The 20637-nt window shown below is 70.0% G+C and carries 23 protein-coding genes; 13 read left to right on the top strand and 10 right to left on the bottom strand.

What is annotated here, in order from left to right; genetic code table 11:
- The first annotated feature begins 3 nt into the window (after positions 1 to 3).
- The gene (locus tag QE377_RS10645) at positions 4 to 183 is read left to right on the top strand and encodes a hypothetical protein (RefSeq protein WP_307322828.1); all 180 of its coding nucleotides are present in this window, start codon (positions 4 to 6) and stop codon (positions 181 to 183) included.
- A 2-nt stretch (positions 184 to 185) separates the two neighbouring features.
- A complete protein-coding gene (locus QE377_RS10650) occupies positions 186 to 1688 on the top strand; it encodes an MFS transporter (protein WP_373459526.1) in 1503 nt (500 codons plus the stop codon).
- 7 nt (positions 1689 to 1695) lie between these two features.
- Here QE377_RS10650 and QE377_RS10655 read toward each other — a convergent pair whose 3' ends face one another.
- The 3 genes from QE377_RS10655 to QE377_RS10665 are packed head-to-tail and all read right to left on the bottom strand — an operon-like array spanning position 1696 to position 3405.
- Entirely contained in the window at positions 1696 to 2253 is a 558-nt protein-coding gene (locus QE377_RS10655; RefSeq protein ID WP_307322830.1) for a nucleoside phosphorylase, read from the bottom strand.
- Entirely contained in the window at positions 2253 to 2396 is a 144-nt protein-coding gene (locus QE377_RS10660; RefSeq protein ID WP_161594077.1) for a hypothetical protein, read from the bottom strand. The genes QE377_RS10655 and QE377_RS10660 overlap by 1 nt, the downstream gene beginning before the upstream one ends.
- Before the next feature lie 58 nt (positions 2397 to 2454).
- Entirely contained in the window at positions 2455 to 3405 is a 951-nt protein-coding gene (locus tag QE377_RS10665; protein WP_307322833.1) for an aldo/keto reductase, read from the bottom strand.
- A gap of 177 nt (positions 3406 to 3582) precedes the next feature.
- On the opposite strand from QE377_RS10665, the gene QE377_RS10670 reads away from it, so the two are divergent.
- On the top strand, positions 3583 to 4161 hold the full coding sequence (locus QE377_RS10670; protein WP_307322836.1) for a hypothetical protein: 579 nt from the start codon (positions 3583 to 3585) through the stop codon (positions 4159 to 4161).
- 15 nt (positions 4162 to 4176) lie between these two features.
- On the opposite strand, the gene QE377_RS10675 is transcribed toward QE377_RS10670, so the two are convergent.
- Positions 4177 to 6234 (bottom strand): NAD(+) synthase, encoded by a 2058-nt coding sequence (locus QE377_RS10675; protein ID WP_307322838.1) that lies wholly within the window; start codon positions 6232 to 6234, stop codon positions 4177 to 4179.
- A 101-nt stretch (positions 6235 to 6335) separates the two neighbouring features.
- Between QE377_RS10675 and QE377_RS10680 the strand changes: the two genes are divergently transcribed.
- Positions 6336 to 9890, top strand: coding sequence for a bifunctional RecB family nuclease/DEAD/DEAH box helicase (locus QE377_RS10680; protein WP_307322840.1), 3555 nt, complete (start codon positions 6336 to 6338; stop codon positions 9888 to 9890).
- Positions 9891 to 10131: 241 nt separating this feature from the next.
- Positions 10132 to 11133 carry a magnesium/cobalt transporter CorA gene (gene corA / locus QE377_RS10685; RefSeq protein ID WP_307322844.1) on the top strand — a complete coding sequence of 334 codons (1002 nt, stop codon included), beginning with the start codon at positions 10132 to 10134 and terminating at the stop codon, positions 11131 to 11133.
- A 7-nt stretch (positions 11134 to 11140) separates the two neighbouring features.
- Here the strand turns inward: corA and upp are convergent, their stop codons facing one another.
- Entirely contained in the window at positions 11141 to 11773 is a 633-nt protein-coding gene (upp, locus tag QE377_RS10690) for a uracil phosphoribosyltransferase (protein ID WP_137417940.1), read from the bottom strand.
- 86 nt (positions 11774 to 11859) lie between these two features.
- Here upp and tadA point away from each other — a divergent pair, with 86 nt between their 5' ends.
- The gene (tadA, locus tag QE377_RS10695) at positions 11860 to 12291 is read left to right on the top strand and encodes a tRNA adenosine(34) deaminase TadA (RefSeq protein WP_307325953.1); all 432 of its coding nucleotides are present in this window, start codon (positions 11860 to 11862) and stop codon (positions 12289 to 12291) included.
- Positions 12292 to 12304: 13 nt separating this feature from the next.
- Here the strand turns inward: tadA and QE377_RS10700 are convergent, their stop codons facing one another.
- Both QE377_RS10700 and QE377_RS10705 read right to left on the bottom strand, forming a co-directional pair.
- Complete coding sequence (locus QE377_RS10700) at positions 12305 to 13234, bottom strand: LLM class F420-dependent oxidoreductase (protein WP_307322847.1); 930 nt, start codon at positions 13232 to 13234, stop codon at positions 12305 to 12307.
- A gap of 26 nt (positions 13235 to 13260) precedes the next feature.
- Positions 13261 to 14391 (bottom strand): alpha/beta hydrolase, encoded by a 1131-nt coding sequence (locus QE377_RS10705; RefSeq protein WP_307322849.1) that lies wholly within the window; start codon positions 14389 to 14391, stop codon positions 13261 to 13263.
- 90 nt (positions 14392 to 14481) lie between these two features.
- On the opposite strand from QE377_RS10705, the gene proC reads away from it, so the two are divergent.
- The gene (gene proC / locus QE377_RS10710; protein ID WP_307322852.1) at positions 14482 to 15309 is read left to right on the top strand and encodes a pyrroline-5-carboxylate reductase; all 828 of its coding nucleotides are present in this window, start codon (positions 14482 to 14484) and stop codon (positions 15307 to 15309) included.
- Between the two features lie 3 nt (positions 15310 to 15312).
- Here proC and QE377_RS10715 read toward each other — a convergent pair whose 3' ends face one another.
- The gene (locus QE377_RS10715) at positions 15313 to 15984 is read right to left on the bottom strand and encodes a TrkA family potassium uptake protein (RefSeq protein WP_137417935.1); all 672 of its coding nucleotides are present in this window, start codon (positions 15982 to 15984) and stop codon (positions 15313 to 15315) included.
- A gap of 64 nt (positions 15985 to 16048) precedes the next feature.
- Complete coding sequence (locus QE377_RS10720) at positions 16049 to 17491, bottom strand: TrkH family potassium uptake protein (protein WP_307322859.1); 1443 nt, start codon at positions 17489 to 17491, stop codon at positions 16049 to 16051.
- A gap of 87 nt (positions 17492 to 17578) precedes the next feature.
- Between QE377_RS10720 and QE377_RS10725 the strand changes: the two genes are divergently transcribed.
- The 6 genes from QE377_RS10725 (at position 17579) to QE377_RS10750 (ending at position 19410) form a co-directional block, all read left to right on the top strand.
- Complete coding sequence (locus QE377_RS10725) at positions 17579 to 17983, top strand: helix-turn-helix transcriptional regulator (protein ID WP_307322862.1); 405 nt, start codon at positions 17579 to 17581, stop codon at positions 17981 to 17983.
- An 89-nt stretch (positions 17984 to 18072) separates the two neighbouring features.
- Complete coding sequence (locus tag QE377_RS10730; protein WP_137417931.1) at positions 18073 to 18264, top strand: helix-turn-helix domain-containing protein; 192 nt, start codon at positions 18073 to 18075, stop codon at positions 18262 to 18264.
- Positions 18265 to 18346: 82 nt separating this feature from the next.
- Positions 18347 to 18445, top strand: coding sequence for a 30S ribosomal protein bS22 (locus QE377_RS10735; RefSeq protein WP_003792170.1), 99 nt, complete (start codon positions 18347 to 18349; stop codon positions 18443 to 18445).
- A 65-nt stretch (positions 18446 to 18510) separates the two neighbouring features.
- Entirely contained in the window at positions 18511 to 18804 is a 294-nt protein-coding gene (locus QE377_RS10740) for a rhodanese-like domain-containing protein (RefSeq protein WP_137417930.1), read from the top strand.
- Positions 18805 to 18832: 28 nt separating this feature from the next.
- A complete protein-coding gene (locus tag QE377_RS10745; protein ID WP_307322867.1) occupies positions 18833 to 19114 on the top strand; it encodes a glutaredoxin family protein in 282 nt (93 codons plus the stop codon).
- The gene (locus QE377_RS10750) at positions 19111 to 19410 is read left to right on the top strand and encodes a Dabb family protein (protein ID WP_307322870.1); all 300 of its coding nucleotides are present in this window, start codon (positions 19111 to 19113) and stop codon (positions 19408 to 19410) included. The genes QE377_RS10745 and QE377_RS10750 overlap by 4 nt, the downstream gene beginning before the upstream one ends.
- Here the strand turns inward: QE377_RS10750 and QE377_RS10755 are convergent.
- Positions 19359 to 20573, bottom strand: coding sequence for a mechanosensitive ion channel family protein (locus tag QE377_RS10755; protein WP_307322872.1), 1215 nt, complete (start codon positions 20571 to 20573; stop codon positions 19359 to 19361). The genes QE377_RS10750 and QE377_RS10755 overlap by 52 nt on opposite strands.
- Between the last annotated feature and the right edge of the window lie 64 nt (positions 20574 to 20637).

The following is a 20637-nucleotide window of genomic DNA, read 5'->3' on the forward strand; positions in this document are numbered from 1 at the left end:
GGAGTGAGCAAGAACACCCTGTGGACGGTGCTGGCCGTCATCGCGTCGATCGTGATCGGCTGGTTCCTCGTCAACCTGCTGTTCTCGGTGATCGCCTTCGTCTTCAAGCTCGTCATCGTCGCCGCTGTCGCGCTCGTCGTCTTCCTCGTGCTGCGCTCGGCCTTCAGCCGCAGCGGGGACTGAGCGTGGCGGCCGACGGCGCATCCGCCGCGCACCCGGTCACGACCGACATCCCTCTCAGTTCCGCCGCGCGCTGGCGCGCCTTCTGGGTGTGCGTCGCCGTCGCGGGTCTCACGATCCTCGACCTGTCCAAGGTCAATGTGGCCCTGCCGTCGATCGAGACGGCCTTCTCCGCGGGCGCGACCGAGCTGCAGCTCATCGTCTCCGGTTATGTCCTCACCTTCGGTCTGTTCCTCGTGCCGATGGGACGCATCGGCGACCAGCGCTCCCGCCGCGCTCTGTTCCTGATCGGTCTCTCGCTGTTCACCGCGATGAGCGTCGTCTGCGCGCTCGCGCCGAACTCCACGGTGCTCCTCGTCGCGCGCCTCCTGCAGGGTGCGGCTGCCGGCATCCAGATGCCGCAGGTGCTCGGGCTCATCCAGCAGCTCTTCCAGGGCAAGGAGCGCGGCCGCGCCTTCGGGCTGTTCGGCGCCACGATCGGTGTGGCGACGGCGTTCGGGCCGACCCTCGGTGGGCTGCTCATCGCTCTGGGCGGCCCTCAGGACGGGTGGCGGTGGATCTTCTGGATGAACCTCCCGCTCGGGCTGATCGCCATCCTGCTGGCGGCTCTGCTCCTCCCTGCCACCCGCACCCGCTCGCATCGCAAGCTCGCCCTCGATCCGGTCGGTGTGATCCTGTTCGCCCTCACCGTGATCTCGCTCATGTGGCCGTTCCTGTTCACCACCGGCGCGCCGGGGGACGACCCGCGACGGTGGTGGCTGCTCGTGCTGTTCGTGCTCTTCGCCGCCGGGTTCGTGGCCTGGGAGCAGCGCTACACCCGTATCGGCAAGCAGCCGCTCATCCCGCTGAAGCTCTTCCGGATCGGCTCGTACCGCAACGGCACGCTCCTGCAGACGACGTACTTCGCGGCGGTGCCGTCGATGTTCCTCATGACCACCCTCTACTTGCAGAGCGGTCTGCACATCGAGCCCGTCTTCGCGGGCATGGTCACGATCGGATTCGCGCTGGCCAGCGCCGTCTCCTCGTACATCGGCGGCTCGCTCGTCGTGCGGTTCGGTCGGCCCGTCGTCGTCGTGGGGCTCGGGTTGATGCTGGCCTGCGTCGCCGGTCTGGTCGCCACCGCGCTCTATGTCCCCGACTCCGTCACGCCGTTCGTCATGGCGGGCGCCATGCTTCTGGGCGGCATCGGCGGCGGCCTCGTGGTCTCGCCGAACCAGACACTCACCCTCGCCGACATCCCCGTGCGCGAGGGCGGGCTCGCAGGCTCGGTCGGACAGCTCGGCCAGCGCATCGGCACCGCGGTCGGAACCGCGGTCGCCCTCGCCCTCTTCTACGCGACGGTCTACCGCGAAGACGGCCACGCGGCCGAGGACGCGGTCGTGTTCCACGACGCGTACGGCTTCGGGATGGTGACGGTCGCGCTCTTCCTCGCCGTGGCCTTCGTCATCGCCGTGGCCGACCTCGGCGCCAGGCGTCGGTCCCAGAAGGTGGCCGACGCGGCATCCTGAGTCGCGATCAGACCCCGTAGTCGGCGCGGATGCGCTCGCGCAGGATGTGGCTGCAGGCGGTGACGGCCGCATCCCAGTCGGTCATCGCATCGTCCTGGGCGTTGTCGGAGACCGCCTTGAGAACGCGGATGGGCACGCCGAACTCGGCGGCCACCCAGAAGTACGCGTACGTCTCCATGTCGACCAGGCCCGCGCCCAGCGACCGGATGAGCTTCACGGTCTCGGCATCGTCGACGAAGGAGTCGCCGGTCGCGATGACCACACCCTCTCGGTCGTGGCCGACCCGCGCCGGAAGCGACAGGTGTTGACCGACGACGCCGTCGGGGTCCGTCACGTCGTGCTGGATCGCGCCGGCGATCTCATGCAGATCCCCCTGCAGCAGCGGATCGATGCAGCCGGCGGTTCCGACCACGACGATCTCCTCATAATCGCCGGCGCTGAGCGCTCGTGTGAGGTTCACGGCTGCCGGCAGCTTGCCGGGTCCGGTGATGAGCCGGTCGAAGCCCTCGAGTTCCGCGGGGAAGGCGACGACCTCGCTCTCGAGCGCGGCGACGAGCAGACGCATCAGTTGCCGCCTCCGCTGACGATGCCGATGATCCCCGAGATGAGGAAGAAGAGGCCGACTCCGGCGACGGCGATCCAGATGCCGATGCGGGTGGCGGAGGGCTTGCCCTGGTCGTCGCTGGGACCGGAACCGAAAAGACTCACCCTGCGAGCGTAGACGAGCCCGCGACGATCGTGGTCGTCGCGGGCTCGTCAGGTGTGCTCAGGAGGCGGGCTGCCAGGTGGACAGGCGATCCAGCTCCGCGATCTGCTCGCTGGTCAGCTCGACGCCGACGCTCGTCAGCAGATCGGGGACCTGGGACGCGCGCGACGCGCTCGCGATGGGCGCCACGACGGTGGGCCGCTGACGGAGCCAGGCGAGGGCCGTCGCCGCGATGGACACGCCGTGCTCGCCGCCGATGCGCTCGAGGGCGTCGATGATCGCGAGTCCCTGCGGCGTCGCGTACTTGGCGGCGCCCTCGGCGCGCGGGGAACCGGCACCGGCCGCATCCGCCGAACGGTACTTGCCCGTCAGGAAGCCCGACGCCAGTCCGTAGTAGGGCACGAGCGCGAGGTCGAACTCCTCGGCGACGGGGATGATGTGCTCCTCGACGTCGTTGCGGTGCACGAGGTTGTAGTGCGGCTGGACGGCGATCGGGAGCGGTCCGCCCGCGGCCTGCGCGAGCTCGATCCACTGCCGGATGCGGTCGCCCGAGTAGTTGGAGACGGCCGTGTAGCGGATGAGGCCGTCGTTCACCAGATCGGTGAACGCGGCGACCGTCTCCTCCAGCGGCGTCTCGGGGTCGTCGAAGTGGGCGTAGTACAGGTCGATCGTGTCGACGCCGAGTCGCTTCAGCGACGCCTCCGCGGCCGCACGGATGTTTTTCGCGGACAGGCCGCGGAACTCCGGGTGCTGGCTCACCTTGGTGCCGATGACGATGTCGCGGGGCTTGCGTGCGGCCAGCCACTCGCCGATCAGCGTCTCGCTCTCACCACCGCTGTTTCCCGGGACCCACGCGCTGTAGGAGTCGGCGGTGTCGATGAAATTGCCGCCGCCGTCGTGGAACGTGTCGAGGATCTCGAAGGAGGCGTCGCGGTCGGCCGTCCAGCCGAACACGTTGCCGCCCAGCGAGAGGCCGAAGACGTCGAGGTCGCTGCGTCCGATGCGGGTCATGATGTCCTTTCGTCGCTGCTGCGCACGGTCAGTGTGCGCGCACTCCCTATGAACAAGACGGGGATGCCGCCGCCCATTCCCATTAGTTCCGGGATCGGCCGGTGGCGGCTCGGCGGGCCCGGGCTAGGGTCGAAGACAGGGCGCAGACGGCTGTGCCCGCGATCTCGGGAGGCAGCGATGGAATCGGTCGTTCTCGACACCCCGGCGGGAATCGACGCTCGACTCGGGTGGGCCCCCTCGGTCACCGCGCACGACCGCAAGCGCCTGCTGGCCCGGGCGATCATCGGTGCTCGGCTCGGCGTGGACCCGGCCGCCGTGCGCATCGAACGCGAAGCGCCCACGACGTTCGGCCACCACACGCGCCTGATCGCCTCGCTCGACGGCGAGGAGCTCGATCTCGTCGTGACCGTCGCCGAGTATCGGGCGGCCAATGTCGTCGCGGTGAGCGAGCCGGGCGTCCGCGTGGGGATCGACCTGCGCGACCTGCATCCCGACACGCACACCCGCGCGGTCATGCGGGCGCAGAGCCAGCTGTGGGAGGGAGCGACCGACCTCGATCTGCTCACCCACTGGAGCCGGGCGCAAGCGGTGCTCGCTGCCGATGGGCGCGGACCGCGGCTGTCGGCCACGTCTGTGAAGCTCGATCAGGGCGGCCACCGCGGATGGGTGCGGGATCGGCCGACGAGCTACACGATCCAGGATCTGTCCCGGAACGCCTTCGTGATCACGCTCGCCTGGGCTCCCGAAGAGGGCTGATCGGCCCCGGCGCGCTCAGGCCTCCAGGGCGGCGTCGAGCTCGCTGAGCCAGGCCGCGGCGTTCCCGTCACTGGGCGCTCGCCAGTCCCCACGCGGCGACAGCGATCCCGCCGGGGACACCTTCGGGCCGTTGGGGATCGCGGTGCGCTTGAACTGGGCGAAGCCGAAGTAGCGCGTGAGGAACACCCGCAGCCACTGCACGATCGTCTGGCGGTCGTAGGCATACCGCTCGTCGTCGGGGAACCCGGCCGGCCAGAGCCCCGCATCCGGGTCGGCGAAGGCGACCTCCGCCAGGTACGCGATCTTCGACGGCCTCATCCCGAATCGAAGGATGTGGAACAGCGTGAAGTCGTGGAGCGCGTACGGGCCGATGGTGTCCTCGGTCGACTGCACCTTGCCGTCCTCGCCCGCGGGGACGAGCTCGGGGCTGATCTCGGTGTCCAGGACCGCCTGCAGCACGGCGGCCGTGCGCTCGTCGATCCCGACGCCGTCTGCGATCACCCAACGGATGAGGTGCTGGATCAGCGTCTTGGGGACGCCGGCGTTGACGGCGTAGTGGCTCATCTGGTCGCCGACGCCGTACGTGGCCCAACCGAGCGCCAGCTCGGAGAGGTCGGAGGTTCCGATGACGATGCCGCCGTGACGGTTCGCGAGGCGGAACAGCAGGTCGGTGCGCACACCCGCCTGCACGTTCTCGTACGTGACGTCGTAGAGCGGCTCGCCGTCGGCGGCCGGGTGGCCGATCCCGCGCAGGATCTCGGTCGCCGCGGGGCGGATGTCGATCGTCTCGATCGTGGCGCCGATCGCCTCGGCGAGTTCGATCGCGTTGGACTTGGTGCCGTCGCCGGTCGCGAAGCCCGGCATCGTGTACGCCAGGATCTCGCTGCGCGGGCGCCCCATCCGGTCCATCGCGCGGGCGACGACCAGGAGTGCATGGGTGGAGTCGAGGCCTCCCGAGACGCCGATGACGGGCCGCGGGGCGCCGATCGCCCGCATCCGCTGTTCGAGTCCGGAGACCTGGATGCTGAAGGCCTCGTAGCAGTCCTGCGCGAGGCGCGCGGGGTCGGCGGGGACGAAGGGGAATCGTGCGACCGGGCGACGCAGGCCGGTGAGGTCGGCGGGCGGGTCCAGACGGAAGTGGATCGTGCGGAACGCCCCCACGCGTTCGGCGAGTGAGCGGCGGTTGTCGTCGAAGGTGCCCTGGCGCAGCCGGTCCTGGCGCAGGCGGTCCAGGTCGACGTCGGCGACGCTGCGGCGGGCCGCGTCCGGGAACCGATCCGTCTCGACGAGCAGCTGACCGCCCTCGTAGATCATGGTCTGGCCGTCCCACGAGACGTCGTTCGTCGACTCGCCCTGGCCCGCCGCGGCATAGGCGTAGGCGGCGAGGCAGCGCAGCGATTGGGACTGCGAGAGCAGCTTCCTGTCGTCGGCGCGGGCGATGGTGATCGGGCTGCCGCTGAGGTTCAGCAGCACCGTGGCCCCCGCGAGCGCAGCCTCGGACGAGGGCGGCACGGGAACCCACATGTCCTCGCAGACCTCGGCGTGCACGACGAGCCCGTCCACGTCCAGCGCCTCGAACAGCAGGTCTGGTCCGAACGGTGCGTAGAGGTCGCCGATGCGGATGTCGCCGCCGCGCTGGTCGTCGCCCGGGGCGTACCAGCGGCGCTCGTAGAACTCGCGGTAGGTGGGGAGCATCGACTTCGGGGCGACCCCGAGGATCTCACCGCGGTGGATGACGACCGCGCAGTTGTAGAGGCGGTTGCCGTGGCGCAGCGGCGCGCCGACGGCCAGCACGGGGCGGAGGTCCACGGAGGCGGCGACGATCCGCTCGATGGCGGCGGCCACCGCATCCAGCAGCGGGTCCTGCAGCACGAGATCATCGATTGCGTAGCCGCTGAGGGCCAGCTCCGGGAAGAGTGCGACGGCGACACCGTCGTCATGGCAGGCGCGCGCCTCGGCGAGCACGGCCTCCGCGTTCGTCGCGGGGTCGGCCACGCTCACCGGGATCGTGACGGCGGCGACGCGGGCGAAGCCGTGCCGGTAGGGGTTCGTGAAGGGCAGGTGCGTGCTCACGGGTCCAGTCTGGCACCCGCACGGGCACGCAGAACGGGGTTGTGTTGCCGGGGAGGCGCTGTCGGCGGCCGCAACTAGGGTCGATAAAAGAAAGGGAGCGAATGCGATACATCGAGCCTGCGGGGTCCGACAGCGGGCGCGTGGTGTGGAGCGCGAGCGACCTCAAGGCCGCCGCGGAGTGCGAGTTCGCGTGGTTGCGCCAGCTCGATGCGCGGCTGGGCCGCATCCCCGCGGTCATCGAACCCGAAGACGTCATGCTCGAGCGGGCGGCCAGGCTCGGCACGCGGCACGAGCTGGCCGTGCTGCAGCGCTATCGTGACGAGTTCGGCGCGGCCGTCGTCGAGATCCCCGAGACCCGCTCGGGCGATGAGGCGGCGATGACGGATGCGGTCGCCGCGACCCTCGCCGCTCTCGCCGAACCCGCCTCCCACGTGGTCTATCAGGCGGCGTTCCGCACCGATGAATTCGTGGGCTTCGCCGACTTCCTGGTGCGCGCAGACGACGGCGCGTGGATCGTGCAGGACACCAAACTGGCCCGCCACGCGCGCGTGACGGCCTTGATGCAGCTGGCGGCATACGTCGATCAGCTCGATGCGGCGGGGGTTCCCCGGGCCGATCGTGTGGAGCTGCTCCTGGGCGACGGTTCGGTCAGCACCCATCGGGTGCGCGATCTTCTGCCGGTGTATCGGCAGCGTCGCGCCCGACTGCGCGCGCTCATCGCCGACCGCGACCTCGCCGCGGGCGCCGCCGGACAGCCGATCGCGTGGGCGGACGGCCGCGGAGCGCTGCGTGTCGTGGCGTGCGGGCGGTGTGCGACGTGCGAGACGGAGGTGGCCGCGCATCGCGACCTGCTGCTCGTCGCCGGGATGCGGCCCGTGCAGCGTGAGCGTCTGCGCGTCGCAGGCATCACGACGATCGACGAGTTGGCGGCGGCCGAGGCGGCCCCGGAGCGCATGAGCGACGACGTCTTCGCGTCGCTGCGGACGCAGGCCCGGCTCCAGCTGGAGAGCCCCGCGGGGGTGCCCGGACCCGACGGTACGGTCCCCGCCGACGCCGTGCCGCGCTACGAGGTCGTGCTGCCGCAGGCGCTCGCTGCTCTGCCGCGACGCGATGCGGGCGACCTCTTCTTCGATTTCGAGGGAGACCCCCTGTACACCGAGGGCGCCGGGGACTGGGGGATCGACTACCTCTTCGGATGGATCGATCCCGAACAGCAGTACTCGGCGCTGTGGGCGCACTCGTTCGCCGACGAGAAGGCGGCACTCGAGACGTTCATCGACTTCGTCGATCTTCGTCGGCGCGCGCACCCGGGCATGCACATCTACCACTACGCGCCGTACGAGCCGACGCACCTGCTCGCGATGGCCGCGCGCCACGGCACCCGCGAGGCCGAGGTCGACCGTCTGCTGCGTGACGGTGTCTTCGTCGACCTGTACCCGGTCGTCCGCCGAGCGCTGCGGGTCGGGTCCCGGTCGTACTCCATCAAGAAGCTCGAGCCGCTGTACATGGGCGCCCAGCGCCGCACGAGCGATGTGCAGCGCGGCGACGACTCGATCGTGCGCTACGTCGAGGCGCGTGCGCTGCTCGAGGCGGGGCAGGATGATCAGGCTCAGCTCGTGCTCGACGATCTGGCCGAGTACAACCGCGATGACTGCGTGTCGACGCTCCGTCTGCGCGACTGGCTCGTCGACCGAGCGCGCGAGGCGCAGCTCTTCCCGTCGGTGGATCCCGTCGTGGGCGAGGACGTCTACGAGCCGTCGTTCCGCTCTGTGGCGCTCCAGCGCCGCGCGGCCGTCGCCGACGACGAGGCGGATGCGGCGGCCCTGCGCCTCGGCGCCGCGGCGATCGACTACTACCCGCGCGAGGCGAAGACCTTCTGGGCCTCGCACTTCCTCCGGCTCCGCGAGCCGGTGTCGCTATGGGAGGACACCCGCGACGTCGTCGTGCTCGACGGTGCGCGCACGCGTGTCGTGGACGACTGGCAGCCGGGGCAGGGGCGTCAGCGCGCCCTGCGTCGCCGTCTCGAGCTGCGGGGCGACCCCGCGCCGGGCACGCGGCTGAGCGTCGGCACCCAGCCCTTCCTCGTGTACGCCGCTCCGGCGCCTTTCGGGGAGGCATCCCCGCGGTGGATCCATGCGGCGCGTGCCGTGCGCATCGTCGAGGCGCTCGACGACGGCGCCGTCGTGGAGGAGCTCGCGGCCGACGGACAGACCTGGTCGGACCTGCCGATCGCCCTCGCGCCCGCAGCTCCCCCCGCGGCCGGCAACCAGCAGGCGGCGATCGACGCGTGGGCGGACGCGCTGATCGACGCCGACCCGCACTTCCCGCTCGACGCGGCCACCGACATCCTGCGTCGCGTCGCTCCGCGCACCACGACGGACGCGCTGACACCCTCGACCGGCGACGACGTCGCGGCTATCGTCCGCAGCGTCGTCGACCTCGACGACAGCTATCTCGCCGTCCAGGGCCCTCCCGGTACGGGCAAGACCTACGTGGGCTCCCACGTGGTCGCACGCCTCGTGGCCGAGCGCGGCTTCCGCGTGGGTGTCGTCGCGCAGTCGCACGCCGTCGTGGAGCACATGCTGGATCGGATCGTGGCTGCGGGTCTCTCCTCGAACCTCGTCGGCAAGGCGCTCAAAGACCCCAGCCAGGCGGATGCCGTGTCGTTCACGGTGTTCGAGAAGAACGCGCTCGCGACGTTCACCGAGGACCGGCCCGGGGGCTTCGTCGTCGGTGGGACCGCGTGGGACTTCAGCCACGCCGGCCGCGTACCCCGTCGCAGCCTTGATCTGCTCGTGATCGACGAGGCGGGACAGTTCTCCCTCGCCTCGACGATCGCCGTGTCGCGGGCAGCGCGCCGCCTGCTGCTGCTCGGCGACCCGCAGCAGCTCCCGCAGGTCAGCCAGGGCACGCACCCCGAGCCCGTCGACGAGTCGGCGCTGGGGTGGGTCATGGATGGCGCGGCGGTCCTGCCCGCATCCCACGGCTACTTCCTCTCGCACACGTGGCGGATGCACCCGGCGCTCGCGAGCGCCGTGTCGGAGCTCTCCTACGACGGAGAGCTCGCTTCCGCGCCCGTGACGGCCACCCGCACGCTGGACGGCGTCGAACCGGGCGTGCACCCGATTCCCGTGGTGCACACGGGCAACGCGGTCGCCTCGCCCGAAGAGGCGGCAGAAGTGGTGCGCATCGTCCGTGACATGATCGGCCGCACCTGGACGTGCCAGGACGACGGTGAGGCGGCCGCGCGGCCGCTCACCGCCGCGGACGTCATCGTCGTGACGCCCTACAACGGCCAGCAGGTCGAGGTGGAGAATGCGCTCGAGGCGGCGGGTCTCACCGGCATCCGGGTGGGCACGGTGGACAAGTTCCAGGGTCAGGAGGCGATCGTCGCGATCGTGTCGCTCGCCGCGTCATCGGGCCGCGAGGCCCCCCGCGGCCTGGAGTTCCTGCTCCTGCAGAACCGCCTGAACGTGGCCGTCTCGCGGGCGCAGTTCGCCGCGTACGTCGTCTTCTCGCCCGACCTGCTGGATGACCTGCCGCGTACGCCGGAGGGAGTGGCGCGGCTGAGTGCGTTCGCCCGCCTGGTCGGAGAGGACGAGCCGTCGTCGGTCACGGCGACAAGGATGCGATCCGGTCACCCGGGAGAGGTATGATCGCCCGGGCCCGCTGAGCGGGCGGAGCACGGGCACGTACCGTGCGGGAGAGATCTCATCCGAGATGACCACCCGAGAAAGACGGAGAGGCGGTGATGGCCATGGCCGGCGATAGTTCGTGCGCCACGGCGCGCACCGCCGCATCCCTCCGGTAGAGAAGGGATCCGGTGGTCGCGCCCTGGCGAGCCCCGGAACCCTCATCCTCTGGCGCCTCGCGGCGCCCGCACCACCGGAGAATCCGATGACTCTGATCGACAACGCCATCTACGTCCAGGGGCACCGCGTGGAGACCCCGCGCAGCCTCGACGAGACCTACGAACTGCTCGACGCCCACGACGGCTTCGCCTGGATCGGGATGTACCGGCCGGGCCCCGCGGAACTCGCAAGCGTCGCCGGCGAGTTCGGCTTGCACCCTCTGGCGGTCGAGGACGCGCTGCAGGGCCACCAGCGCTCGAAGGTGGAGCGGTACGGCGACACCCTGTTCGTCGTGCTGCGTCCCGCCCACTACGACGACGAGCTCGAGCACGTCGAGTTCGGCGAGCTGCACCTGTTCGTGGGTCCCCGATTCGTGGTGACCATCCGCCACGCCGAGTCGCCGAACCTCGCGGCCGTCCGGCAGCGGCTCGAGCGCCAGCCGGAGCTGCTGGAGCTGGGGCCGGAGGCCGTGCTCTACGCGATCCTCGACCGCGTGGTCGACGAGTACGAGCCGGTCGTCGCCGGTATCGAGAACGACATCGACGAGATCGAGGATCAGCTCTTCGGCGACAGCGACGACGACGCGCTCTCACGACGCATCTACGAGCTGTTCGGCGAGGTCATCAGCTTCGGTCGCGCCGTTCAGCCGATGTCCGGGATGTTGGAGTGGCTGCGCCGCGGATACGAGAAGTACGACGTGGACCTCGAGGTGCAGCGCAACCTCCGCGACGTGCTCGACCACGTCATCCGCATCGCGGAGCGCATCGAGGGGTTCCGTGCGTTGCTGGACAAGGCGCTGACGGTGCACTCCGCCCTCGTGGCCCGCCGTCAGACCGAGGCGAGCCTCGCGCAGAACGACGAGATCAAGAAGATCTCGTCGTGGGCGGCGATCATCTTCGCGCCGGGGCTCATCGCCGGCATCTACGGCATGAACTTCGAGAACATGCCTGAGCTGCACTGGGAGTACGGCTATCCGCTCGCCGTCGGCGGCATGGGGGTTTTCGCCGTCGCCCTGTGGGTGATCTTCCGCAAGAAGAAGTGGCTCTGAGGGCTTCTCAGACCGTGCCGTAGAGGCGGTCTCCGGCGTCGCCGAGACCGGGCACGATGTAGCCCTTCTCGTTCAGGCGCTCGTCGAGCGCACCGAGCACGAGGGTCACATCGCGGTCTCCGACGAGTTCCTCGATCTTCGCGACGCCCTCGGGCGCACCGAGGATGCAGATCGCGGTGACGTCCTGCGCGCCGCGCGCGAAGAGGAAGTCGATCGCCGCGCCCAGCGATCCGCCGGTGGCGAGCATCGGGTCGAGCACGAAGCACTGGCGGTCGCTGAGGTCGTCGGGCAGGCGCTCCGCGTAGGTGTACGGCTGCAGGGTCTCCTCGTTGCGCGCCATGCCGAGGAAACCGATCTCGGCCGTGGGCAGGAGCTTCACCATGCCGTCGAGCATGCCGAGGCCGGCGCGCAGGATCGGCACGACCAGCGGGCGCGGCTCGGAGATCCGCACGCCGGTCGTCGAGGTGACCGGCGTCTCGATCTCGAGTTCCTCGACGCGCACGTTGCGCGTCGCCTCGTATGCGAGGAGGGTCAGCAGCTCCTCCGTCAGCTGACGGAACACCGGGGAAGGGGTGTTCTTGTCGCGCAGCACCGTGAGCTTGTGCGTGATGAGCGGGTGGTCGGCGACGTGCAGGCGCATGGGTCCAGATTACGTCACGCGGATGCGGGCCGCGGAGCTAGTCTGGCCGGGTGAATCTGCCCACCCGACCCGCGGACGACGCTGCCATGGCCCGTGCGCTGGAGCTGGCGCAGCACGCCTCGGCGGACGGCGACGTCCCCGTCGGTGCGGTCGTGCTCGATGCCGACGGTCGGACGATCGCGGAGGGGCGCAACGAGCGCGAGCTCACGGGGGACCCCACCGCCCACGCGGAGGTCGTGGCGTTGCGGCGGGCGGCCGCATCCGCCGGGTCGTGGAACCTCAGCGGCTGCACCCTCGTGGTCACGCTCGAACCGTGCGTCATGTGCGCGGGCGCGATCCTGCAGGCGCGCGTCGACCGCGTCGTCTTCGGCGCGTGGGACGACAAGGCGGGGGCTGCGGGATCGATGTACGACCTGCTGCGCGATCGCCGGCTGCCCTATCGCGTCGAGGTCATCGGCGGAGTGGCGGAGCAGGCCGCATCCGCGCAGTTGCAGGCGTTCTTCACAGCCCGTCGCTGAAGCGCCCTCGATCTCAGTGCGGCAGGCGGGGGAGCGCCTCGGAACCCAGAAGGTCGAGGTGCTCGAGGTCGCGCATGTCCATGAGTTGGAAGTAGACGCGATCCGCGCCCAGCGCCCGCAGTCGCTCGACCCGCTCGAGCACAGCGGCCGGATCGCCGATGATGTTGGCTCCGTTGTCGAAGCCCGCCGCATCCGTCCCGATCGCGGCCGCGCGCCCCTCGCGTTCGGCGGCGGTGCGCCCGACGATGGTCGGCAGCGCGACCGAGAGCTTGAGGCTCTCGGGGTCGCGTCCGATGCGCTCGCACGCGGCGCGTACAGTGCCGAACTTCTCCGCGATCACCTCGTCGGTCGCGAACCCGATGTTGAACTCGCTCGCGTACCGCGCCGCGATGGCCGGCGTGCGCCGAGGTCCGCCGCCGCCCACGATCACCGGCACGCGCTCCTGCACCGGCTTCGGGAGCGCGGGGCTCTCGTCGAGCCGGTAATGCTCGCCGTGGAAGGAGAACGTCTCGCCGACGGGGGTCTGCCACATCCCGGTGAGGATCTCGAGCTGCTCCTCGAGCAGCCCGAACCGCTTCTCGGGGAACGGGATGCCGTACGCGGCATGTTCTTCTGCGAACCAGCCGGTGCCGAGGCCGAGCTCGACCCGGCCGTCGCTCATGTCGTCGACCTGCGCGACCTGGACGGCCAGGATGCCGGGCACGCGGTAGGTCACGGATGAGACCAGCGTGCCGAGGCGGATGCGGGAGGTCTCCCGCGCGAGGCCCGCGAGGGTCGTCCAGGCGTCCGTCGGCCCGGGCAGCGGATCGCCGGGAGCCATCCGCATGTAGTGGTCGGAGCGGAAGAACCCGTCGAAACCGAGCTCCTCCGCGCGCTGGGCGAAGGCCAGTTGGTCCCGATAGCCGAACCCCTCTTGCGGTTCCGTGAAGACGCAGTACTCCATGCAGTCAGTCTGCCCCTTCGCGGCGCTCAGTCCGAGGACTTGAGCACGATCGTCTCGGTGGGAGGCGCCGGGTTCGGGGCGTGCCCGATGTACCCGATGACCTCCAGCAGCGCCTGTCGCACGGCGGCGGGACGCTCGAGGTGCACGAGGTGGCCGGCCCCCTCGACGACGAGCTCTCGCACGTCCGCTCCGGTCGCGGCATCCGCATCCAGCACGGTACGCGTCTGCGACACCATGGGCTGGCTCGGCGCCGCATCCGCGCCCGGCCAGTCCGGCAGGATGCCGAGCGAGCCGAGGTGGGCAGGGTCCAGGAACGAGGCGTCCGAGACGATCGCATCGAGCTCGCCGTGGATCCACAGCACCGGCGTGCGTGCCCCGAGGTGCGCGAGCGCGGACTGGTCGAAGTGGGTGGGGGCGAGTGCGTTGAGCACGCCCAGATTCCCGGATGCCGCGCCCGGCCAGTTCGGGCTCGGCACCGTGTCTCCCGGGTAGTTGCCGCCGGCCGTGGAGGTGGCGAGCATCGCGTCGACCCAGACGTCCTCGCGAGCCGTCCGATACGACTCCGAGACGAACTCGGCGCGGAACACGCTCCGGGGGGATGCGGGCGACTCGTCGCTCTTGTCGCGGGCCGTCAGCCGGCGCACGAACTCCGTGTTCGCCGTGGCGGCGCCGGTTCCCGCACCGTCGTCGGTGAGACGGCTGCCGTCGAGGCGGGTGCCGCCCAGGCCGTAGGGGGAGATGGGGGCCTGCAGCGTCAGCGACAGGACACCATGCCCGTCGAGCGCGAACTGCGCCGCGACGGATGCGCCGAGATCGGTGCCGACGAGGTGCGCCGCGCGGATCTCGAGGGCGTCGAGCACGGCGTGGAGGTCGTCCGCGAAGTCCCCGACCCCGCGGGTGGCGTCGACCGGCAGCGATTCCGTTCCCCCGAACCCGCGCAGGTCGATCGCAACGACGCGCAGGTCGCTCGGAAGATCCTCCATGAACTCCTGCCAGATCAGCGACGACGACAGCAGACCGTGCAGGAGCACCACGGTGCGCTCGGCGGGAGTATCGCTGCGATCGCCGTCGCGCAGCAGAACGCGCGCGGAGATACGTGCGGTGTCCACCTGTCGGGCGGTGATGCCGTCAAACAGGGGGCTGGTGGGTTCGATCATGGACGCCTCCAGGAGGGGGCACGTCACGGCCCCGGCCGTTCCGATGATAGCCGGGGCACCTGGAGCGCCCCCGGGTCGTAGGGTGGAAAAATGAGCCAGCCCCCCCCTCTCGCGATTCTCGGCGCCGGCTCCATGGGCGGCGCCATCGCCCAGGGAGTCGCAGCCTTCGGGCTCGCCGGCCAGGTCGTCGTCACCAACCGCAGCCGTGCCAAGGCCGAGCTTCTGACCGATCCCGGCATCCGCTCGCTCGCGCTCGAGGACGACGCCACCGCGAACGTGACGGCGGCCGCATCCGCCGACGTCGTGCTGATCGGCGTCAAGCCCGCAATGGTCCCGGATCTGCTCGCCGAGATCGGCCCGCACCTGCGTCCGGGCACGATCGTGGTGAGCCTTGCCGCGGGCGTCACGATCGCCACGTTCGAGCAGATCCTGGGCCCAGATGCGATCGTGGTCCGCTCCATGCCGAACACGCCGGCCGTGGTGGGCAAGGCCGTGACGGGGATCGCTGCGGGCGCGCTCGCCGACGAGCGCGTGATGGGCGTCGTGCGGGCGGTCTTCGAGACCGTGGGCGCCGTCGTCGAGGTGGCGGAGGCGCAGATCGACGCCCTGTCGACCATCTCGGGTTCTGGCCCCGCCTACGTCTTCCTGCTCATCGAGAAGCTCACAGAGGCGGCGGTCGGAAAGGGATTCGACTCCGCGACTGCCCGGTTGATGGCGGAGCAGACCTTCGTCGGTGCTGCGGCACTGCTCGATGCCACGGGCGAGGACCCCGCCGAGCTGCGCCGACGCGTCACGAGCCCGAAGGGGACGACGGAGCGCGCGGTCGCCGTGCTGCAGGACGCGCACCTCGAGCACGTGTTCGCCGAGGCGACGGACGCGGCCCTCGCCCGCGCGAAGGAGCTCGCCGCCGGCGGCTGAGGCTCAGCGGTCGAGGGAGGCGAAGCGCTCGATGTCGCTGTTCGTTCCCGAGACGATGATGAGGTCGTGGTTGGTCACGACCGTGTTGGCCTCGGCGTAGCGGAACGGCTTCCCGGGGCTCTTCACTCCGACGACCGTCACCTTGTATTTGGTGCGCACGCCGGACTCGTTGAGCCCGACGCCACGGATGAAGCGCGGCGGGTACATCTTCGCGAGCACGAAGTCGTCGTCGAAGCGGATGAAGTCCAGCATCCGACCGCTCACGAGGTGCGCGACGCGCTCGCCGGCCTCGCGCTCGGGGTAGATGACGTGGTTCGCACCGACGCGGGCGAGGATCTTGCCGTGCGACTGCGAGACCGCCTTCGCCCAGATCTGCGGGACCTTCAGGTCGACGAGGTTCGCGGTGATGAGCACGGACGCCTCGATCGACGAGCCGACGGCGACGACCGCCACCTGGAAGTCCGCGGCGCCCACCTGCGTGAGCGCCTCGATGTTGCGTGCATCCGCCTGCACCGTGTGGGTGACCCGCTCCGACCACTTCTGCACCAGATCGAGGTTGTCGTCGATCGCCAGCACCTCGCGATCCAGGCGGTCGAGTTCGCCCGCACAGGCGGCGCCGAAGCGACCGAGGCCGATCACGAGCACGGGGGCGTCGTTGCGGAGCTTCTCAACCATGGGCAACAGATTACGGCGATCGCTCAGCCCGCATCGACCGTGATCCCGATTCAGGTCGCGCCGTTCAGCCGACGATGGGGCGCTCGACGGGCAGCGAGTAGAGCTGGGAGCGGGAGGATGCGGCCACCGCCGCCGCCAGGGTGACGGTGCCGACGCGGCCCATGAACATCGTGGCCGCCAGCACATACACCGCCGGGTCCGGCAGGTCGCTGGTGAGTCCCGTCGACAGCCCGACCGTGGCGAAGCCCGAGACGACATCGAACAGCACCTTGTCCACATCCGCCTTCGTGATCTGGGCGATGGTGATCGTGGAGATCGCGACGATCGTCGCGCCCCACGCCACGACCGAGAGCGCGACGCGCTGCACGTCGCTCGGGACGCGGCGGCCGAACGCCTGCACCGACGGGCGGCCCTTGGCCTCCGACCACACGCTGAGGGCGAGCACCGCGAGGGTCGTGACCTTGATGCCGCCGGCCGTCGACGCCGACCCGCCGCCGACGAACATGAGCATGGAACCCACCAGCAGTGAGGAGCCGTGCAGGTCGCCGATCTCGACGACGGAGAAGCCGCCCGAACGTGTCATCGCCGACAGGAAGAAGGACTGGAAGGTCGTGTCCCAGGCATCCATCCCGCCGAACGTCAGCGGGTTGTCGTACTCCAGGCTCACGAACACGACGGCGCCGGCGAAGAACAGGATGACGGTCGTGATGAGGGTGAGCTTGGTGTGCAGCGACCAGTGGCGCACGTGCCACTGGTGCCGCCACAGGGTGAAGATCACGGGGAAGCCGATGGACCCCAGGAACACGCCGATCATCAGCACCGTCATGAACAGGTAGTCGTGCGAGAACGGCGCGAGTCCGTCGGCGTTCGGGGTGAAGCCGGTGTTCGTGAACGACATCGCGGCGAAGTAGGGCGCCTCCCAGAGAGCGGTGATCGGGTCCACCCCGCCGGCGAGCAGCGACGGATAGAGGAGGATGGCGAGGCCCGCCTCGATGACGAGCGTGGAGAGGGCGACGGTGCGAAGCAGCGCGCCGACCTCGCCGAGGCGTACGGTCTGCCCTTCGTTCACAGGGCCGCCGTGCACGCGCATGGGGTTGCTGTCTCCGGCGGCGATGAGCTTCGCGCGCAGCCCCAGCCTGCGGGAGATGATGAGCCCGAGGATCGAGGCGAGGGTCAGCACGCCGAGAGCACCGACGTTGACGCCGATGTAGATCACGACCTGTCCGAGCGGCGACCAGTGCGAGCCCATGTTGACCGTCGACAGGCCCGTGACGCAGATGGTGGACACGGCGGTGAACAGGGCGTCCGCGAGAGGGGTGACCCGGCCGTCCGCCGCCATCGCAGGCAGCGACAGAAGCGCCGTGAACAGCAGGATCAGGCCGGAGAAGATCAGGACCGCGAAGCGTGCCGGCGACGAGGTCGTGAAGGTCTTGGCCGCATCGCTGATGCGCTCCCAAAGGGCGCTGAGCCGACGCCGCGTCGCCGAACTCGCGGAGTCGGACGTCATCCGTGGGACCCTTCGGAGATGCGGAGCGGTCTGCGACCGGAACGCGTGTCATGGTACTCCGCTCGGAGCCCGACTAACCTAAGGCGCATGGCGGACATCTTCGGCGTGATCGCGGACGCGACCCGGCGCGACATCCTGCGCCTCCTGCTGGATCGTTCGGCATCCGGAGAAGACGGCACGAGCGTTTCGCACATCGTGAGCGAGCTGGGCGTGAGCCAGCCGACGGTGTCGAAGCACCTCAAGGTGCTCCGCGAGAGCGACCTCGTGTCGGTGCGCGAGGAGGGGCAGCACCGCTACTACAGCCTCTCCCGCGAGCCGCTCGACGAGATCGACGCGTGGCTCATGCCTTTCCTCACCGAGGACGAGGATGCGACGGCCGCATTCATCTCGACGCTGCCGGAGCCGGCCGCGAACGCGGCTGCAGCCGTCGGTCGTGCGGCCGCATCCGTCAACCGCGCGGTCGCGGTGGCGTTCGGCAAGCGCGGTCGCTGACGACCGTCACGCTGGTCACACGCGTCACTCCGGTTTACACGCGTCTATGCGTCGCCCTAGAGTGTGCTGAACCCCGGGGAGGATGGGACATGGCCGAGTTGCCCGACGTGCGCTTTCTCACCGTCGCCGAAGTCGCGCAGATCATGCGCGTGTCGAAGATGACGGTGTACCGTCTCGTGCACGCGGGCGAACTGCCCGCCGTGCGATTCGGGCGCAGCTATCGGGTGCCCGAATCCGCCGTCACAGAGGCCGTGCAGCGGCCGATCGCCGACGTCGGCTAGACTTATCCGAGGCATTTTTTCGGTGCCTCGTTCCCGGGAGCAGGTCATCCTGCGCCCAGACCGCCAACCAGTGAGGTTTTCCGTGGGTTCTGTCATCAAGAAGCGCCGCAAGCGCATGGCGAAGAAGAAGCACCGCAAGCTGCTTCGCAAGACTCGCCACCAGCGCCGCAACAAGAAGTAAGCGGCATCGACACAAGCGCCTGTCCCCTGGACGGGCGCTTCGTGTCTGCGGTCTAGCCTGGTGACATGAATTCGATCACGGTGCAGCAGCTGCGCGAGCGCGAGGGCGTTCCTCTCATCGACGTGCGAGAGGTGGAGGAGTTCGCCTCCGGCCACGTCCCCGGTGCGGTCAACGTTCCCATGTCGACCATCGGCGACAACCTCGACCGCCTGCCCGAGGGTCCCTTCGACGTCATCTGCCAGATGGGCGGTCGCTCGGCGCGCGTCGTTCAGGCGCTCGAAGCCCGCGGATATGAGGCCACGAACGTCGACGGCGGCACGGGCGAGTGGATCGCCGCGGGCTACCCGGTCGAGTCCTGAGGTCGTATACCCGATCTAGGATGTGAGCGTGAGAACCATCACGCTCATCGGCAAAGAAGGCTGCCACCTCTGCGACGTCGCGCGCGGGGTGATCGAGCACGTCCTCGCCGAACTCCCCGACGACGCGGCCGACCGCATCCAGCTCGAGGAGAAGTCCATCCTCGACGACGCGCTGCTGCACGAGCAGTGGGCCGAGAAGATCCCCGTCGTCATGATCGATGACGACCTGCACGCGTATTGGCGAGTGAACCCCGAGCGGCTGCGTGCCGCCGTCGAGGACGCCACCCGCCCCGAAGGAGCATCACTGTGACCATCCGCCACATCGTCGCCTGGAAGCTCGCCGCCGCCGACGCCGATGAGCGCGCCGTGGATGCGGCCGGCATCACGACGCGGCTCCTCGCGCTCGAGGGAGTGGTCCCCAGCATCCGTGCCATCTCCGTGGGCGCCGACGTTCTCGGCGGCGAGAACTGGGACGTGGCGATCGTCGCCGACTTCGACGACGTCGACGGTCTGCGCGAGTACATCGACCACCCCGCACACCAGGAGGTCGTCACCTACGTGCGCTCGGTGGTCTCGTCGCGCGTCGCGGTGGACTTCGAGCTCTGACCCTGCTCGTCCCCGCCTGAGACGACGGGGATCGCCTGCGTGAAGGTGTCGGCGCGGGCCTCGGCCTCGGCGCTGCCGGTGAACAGTCCCGCATCCTGGGGCGTCGGCTCGTGCGTCTGCGGGGCCGCGCCGTCGGGCTCCGTCATGAGTACGCGCTGGACGGGCAGAGCCGTGGGCATGGCCGCCTGGGTCCAGGTGACCATCGCCTCCCGCACGAGACAGCGCAGGTCGAAGAGCGTCGGAGCGTCCCGTGCAGTGACGAGGATGCGCACGCGCACGTAGCCGCCGGTGGCCTCGGTCACTTGGAGAACACTGGCGCGACCGTCCCAGAGGTCGGTGTGTGCGAGCACCTCGTCGAGGTGTTCCCGCATCCGCGCGGGGGATACGCGCCAGTCCAGGTCGAGTTCGACGGCGCCGAGCAGCTCGGAGCCGCGGCGGGTCCAGTTCTGGAACGGCGTGGTCGTGAAGTACGTGCAGGGCAGCACGAGCCTGCGTTCGTCCCACAGATCCAGCACGACGTAGCTGAGCGTGATCTCGCCCACCCGACCCCACTCGCCCTCGACGACGACCACGTCATCGACGCGCAGGGCGTCGCTGAACACGATCTGCAGCCCGGCGAAGATGTTGGCCAGCACCGACTGCGCCGCCAGGCCGGCGACGATCGAGGCGATGCCCGCAGAGGCAAGCACGCTCGCGCCCACCGCGCGGACGGCGGGGAAGGTGAGCAGCGCCGCGCCGATGGCGAGCACGACGATCAGGACGATCGCGAGGCGCTTCACGATGAGCGTCTGGGTGCGGATGCGGCGAGCGAGCCGGTTGTCGGGCACGTCGATGCGGTAACGGCCCAGGGTGAGATCGGTGCTGAAGGCGACGAGAGCCCCCAGCAGCCACGCCGTCGCGCCGATGACGAGGATCGTGAACGCCTGGTCGAGCATCGGACGCCAGTCGCGGAGCGGGAAGGCGGCGGTCACAGCGATCCACGTCGCGACGAGGAACGCCAGCGTGCGAAACGGTGCACGCGCGCGGCGCGCGAGGCCGCTCGGCCAGGACTTGCGGCGACCGGTCAGCCGGGTGGAGACGGTCGCCGCGACGGTCACCAGGGTGGCGACGACGAGGGCGATGGCCAGGATCAGGGCGAACTGCGCCCAGTGGTTGTCGAGCATGGTCCTCCTTCGGGTCCGACCACGCTACGGGGCGCGTCCGAACCCGCCGCTCGGCTCGACAGTC

This window comes from Microbacterium sp. SORGH_AS_0862, assembly GCF_030818795.1.
Classification (GTDB): Bacteria; Actinomycetota; Actinomycetes; order Actinomycetales; family Microbacteriaceae; genus Microbacterium.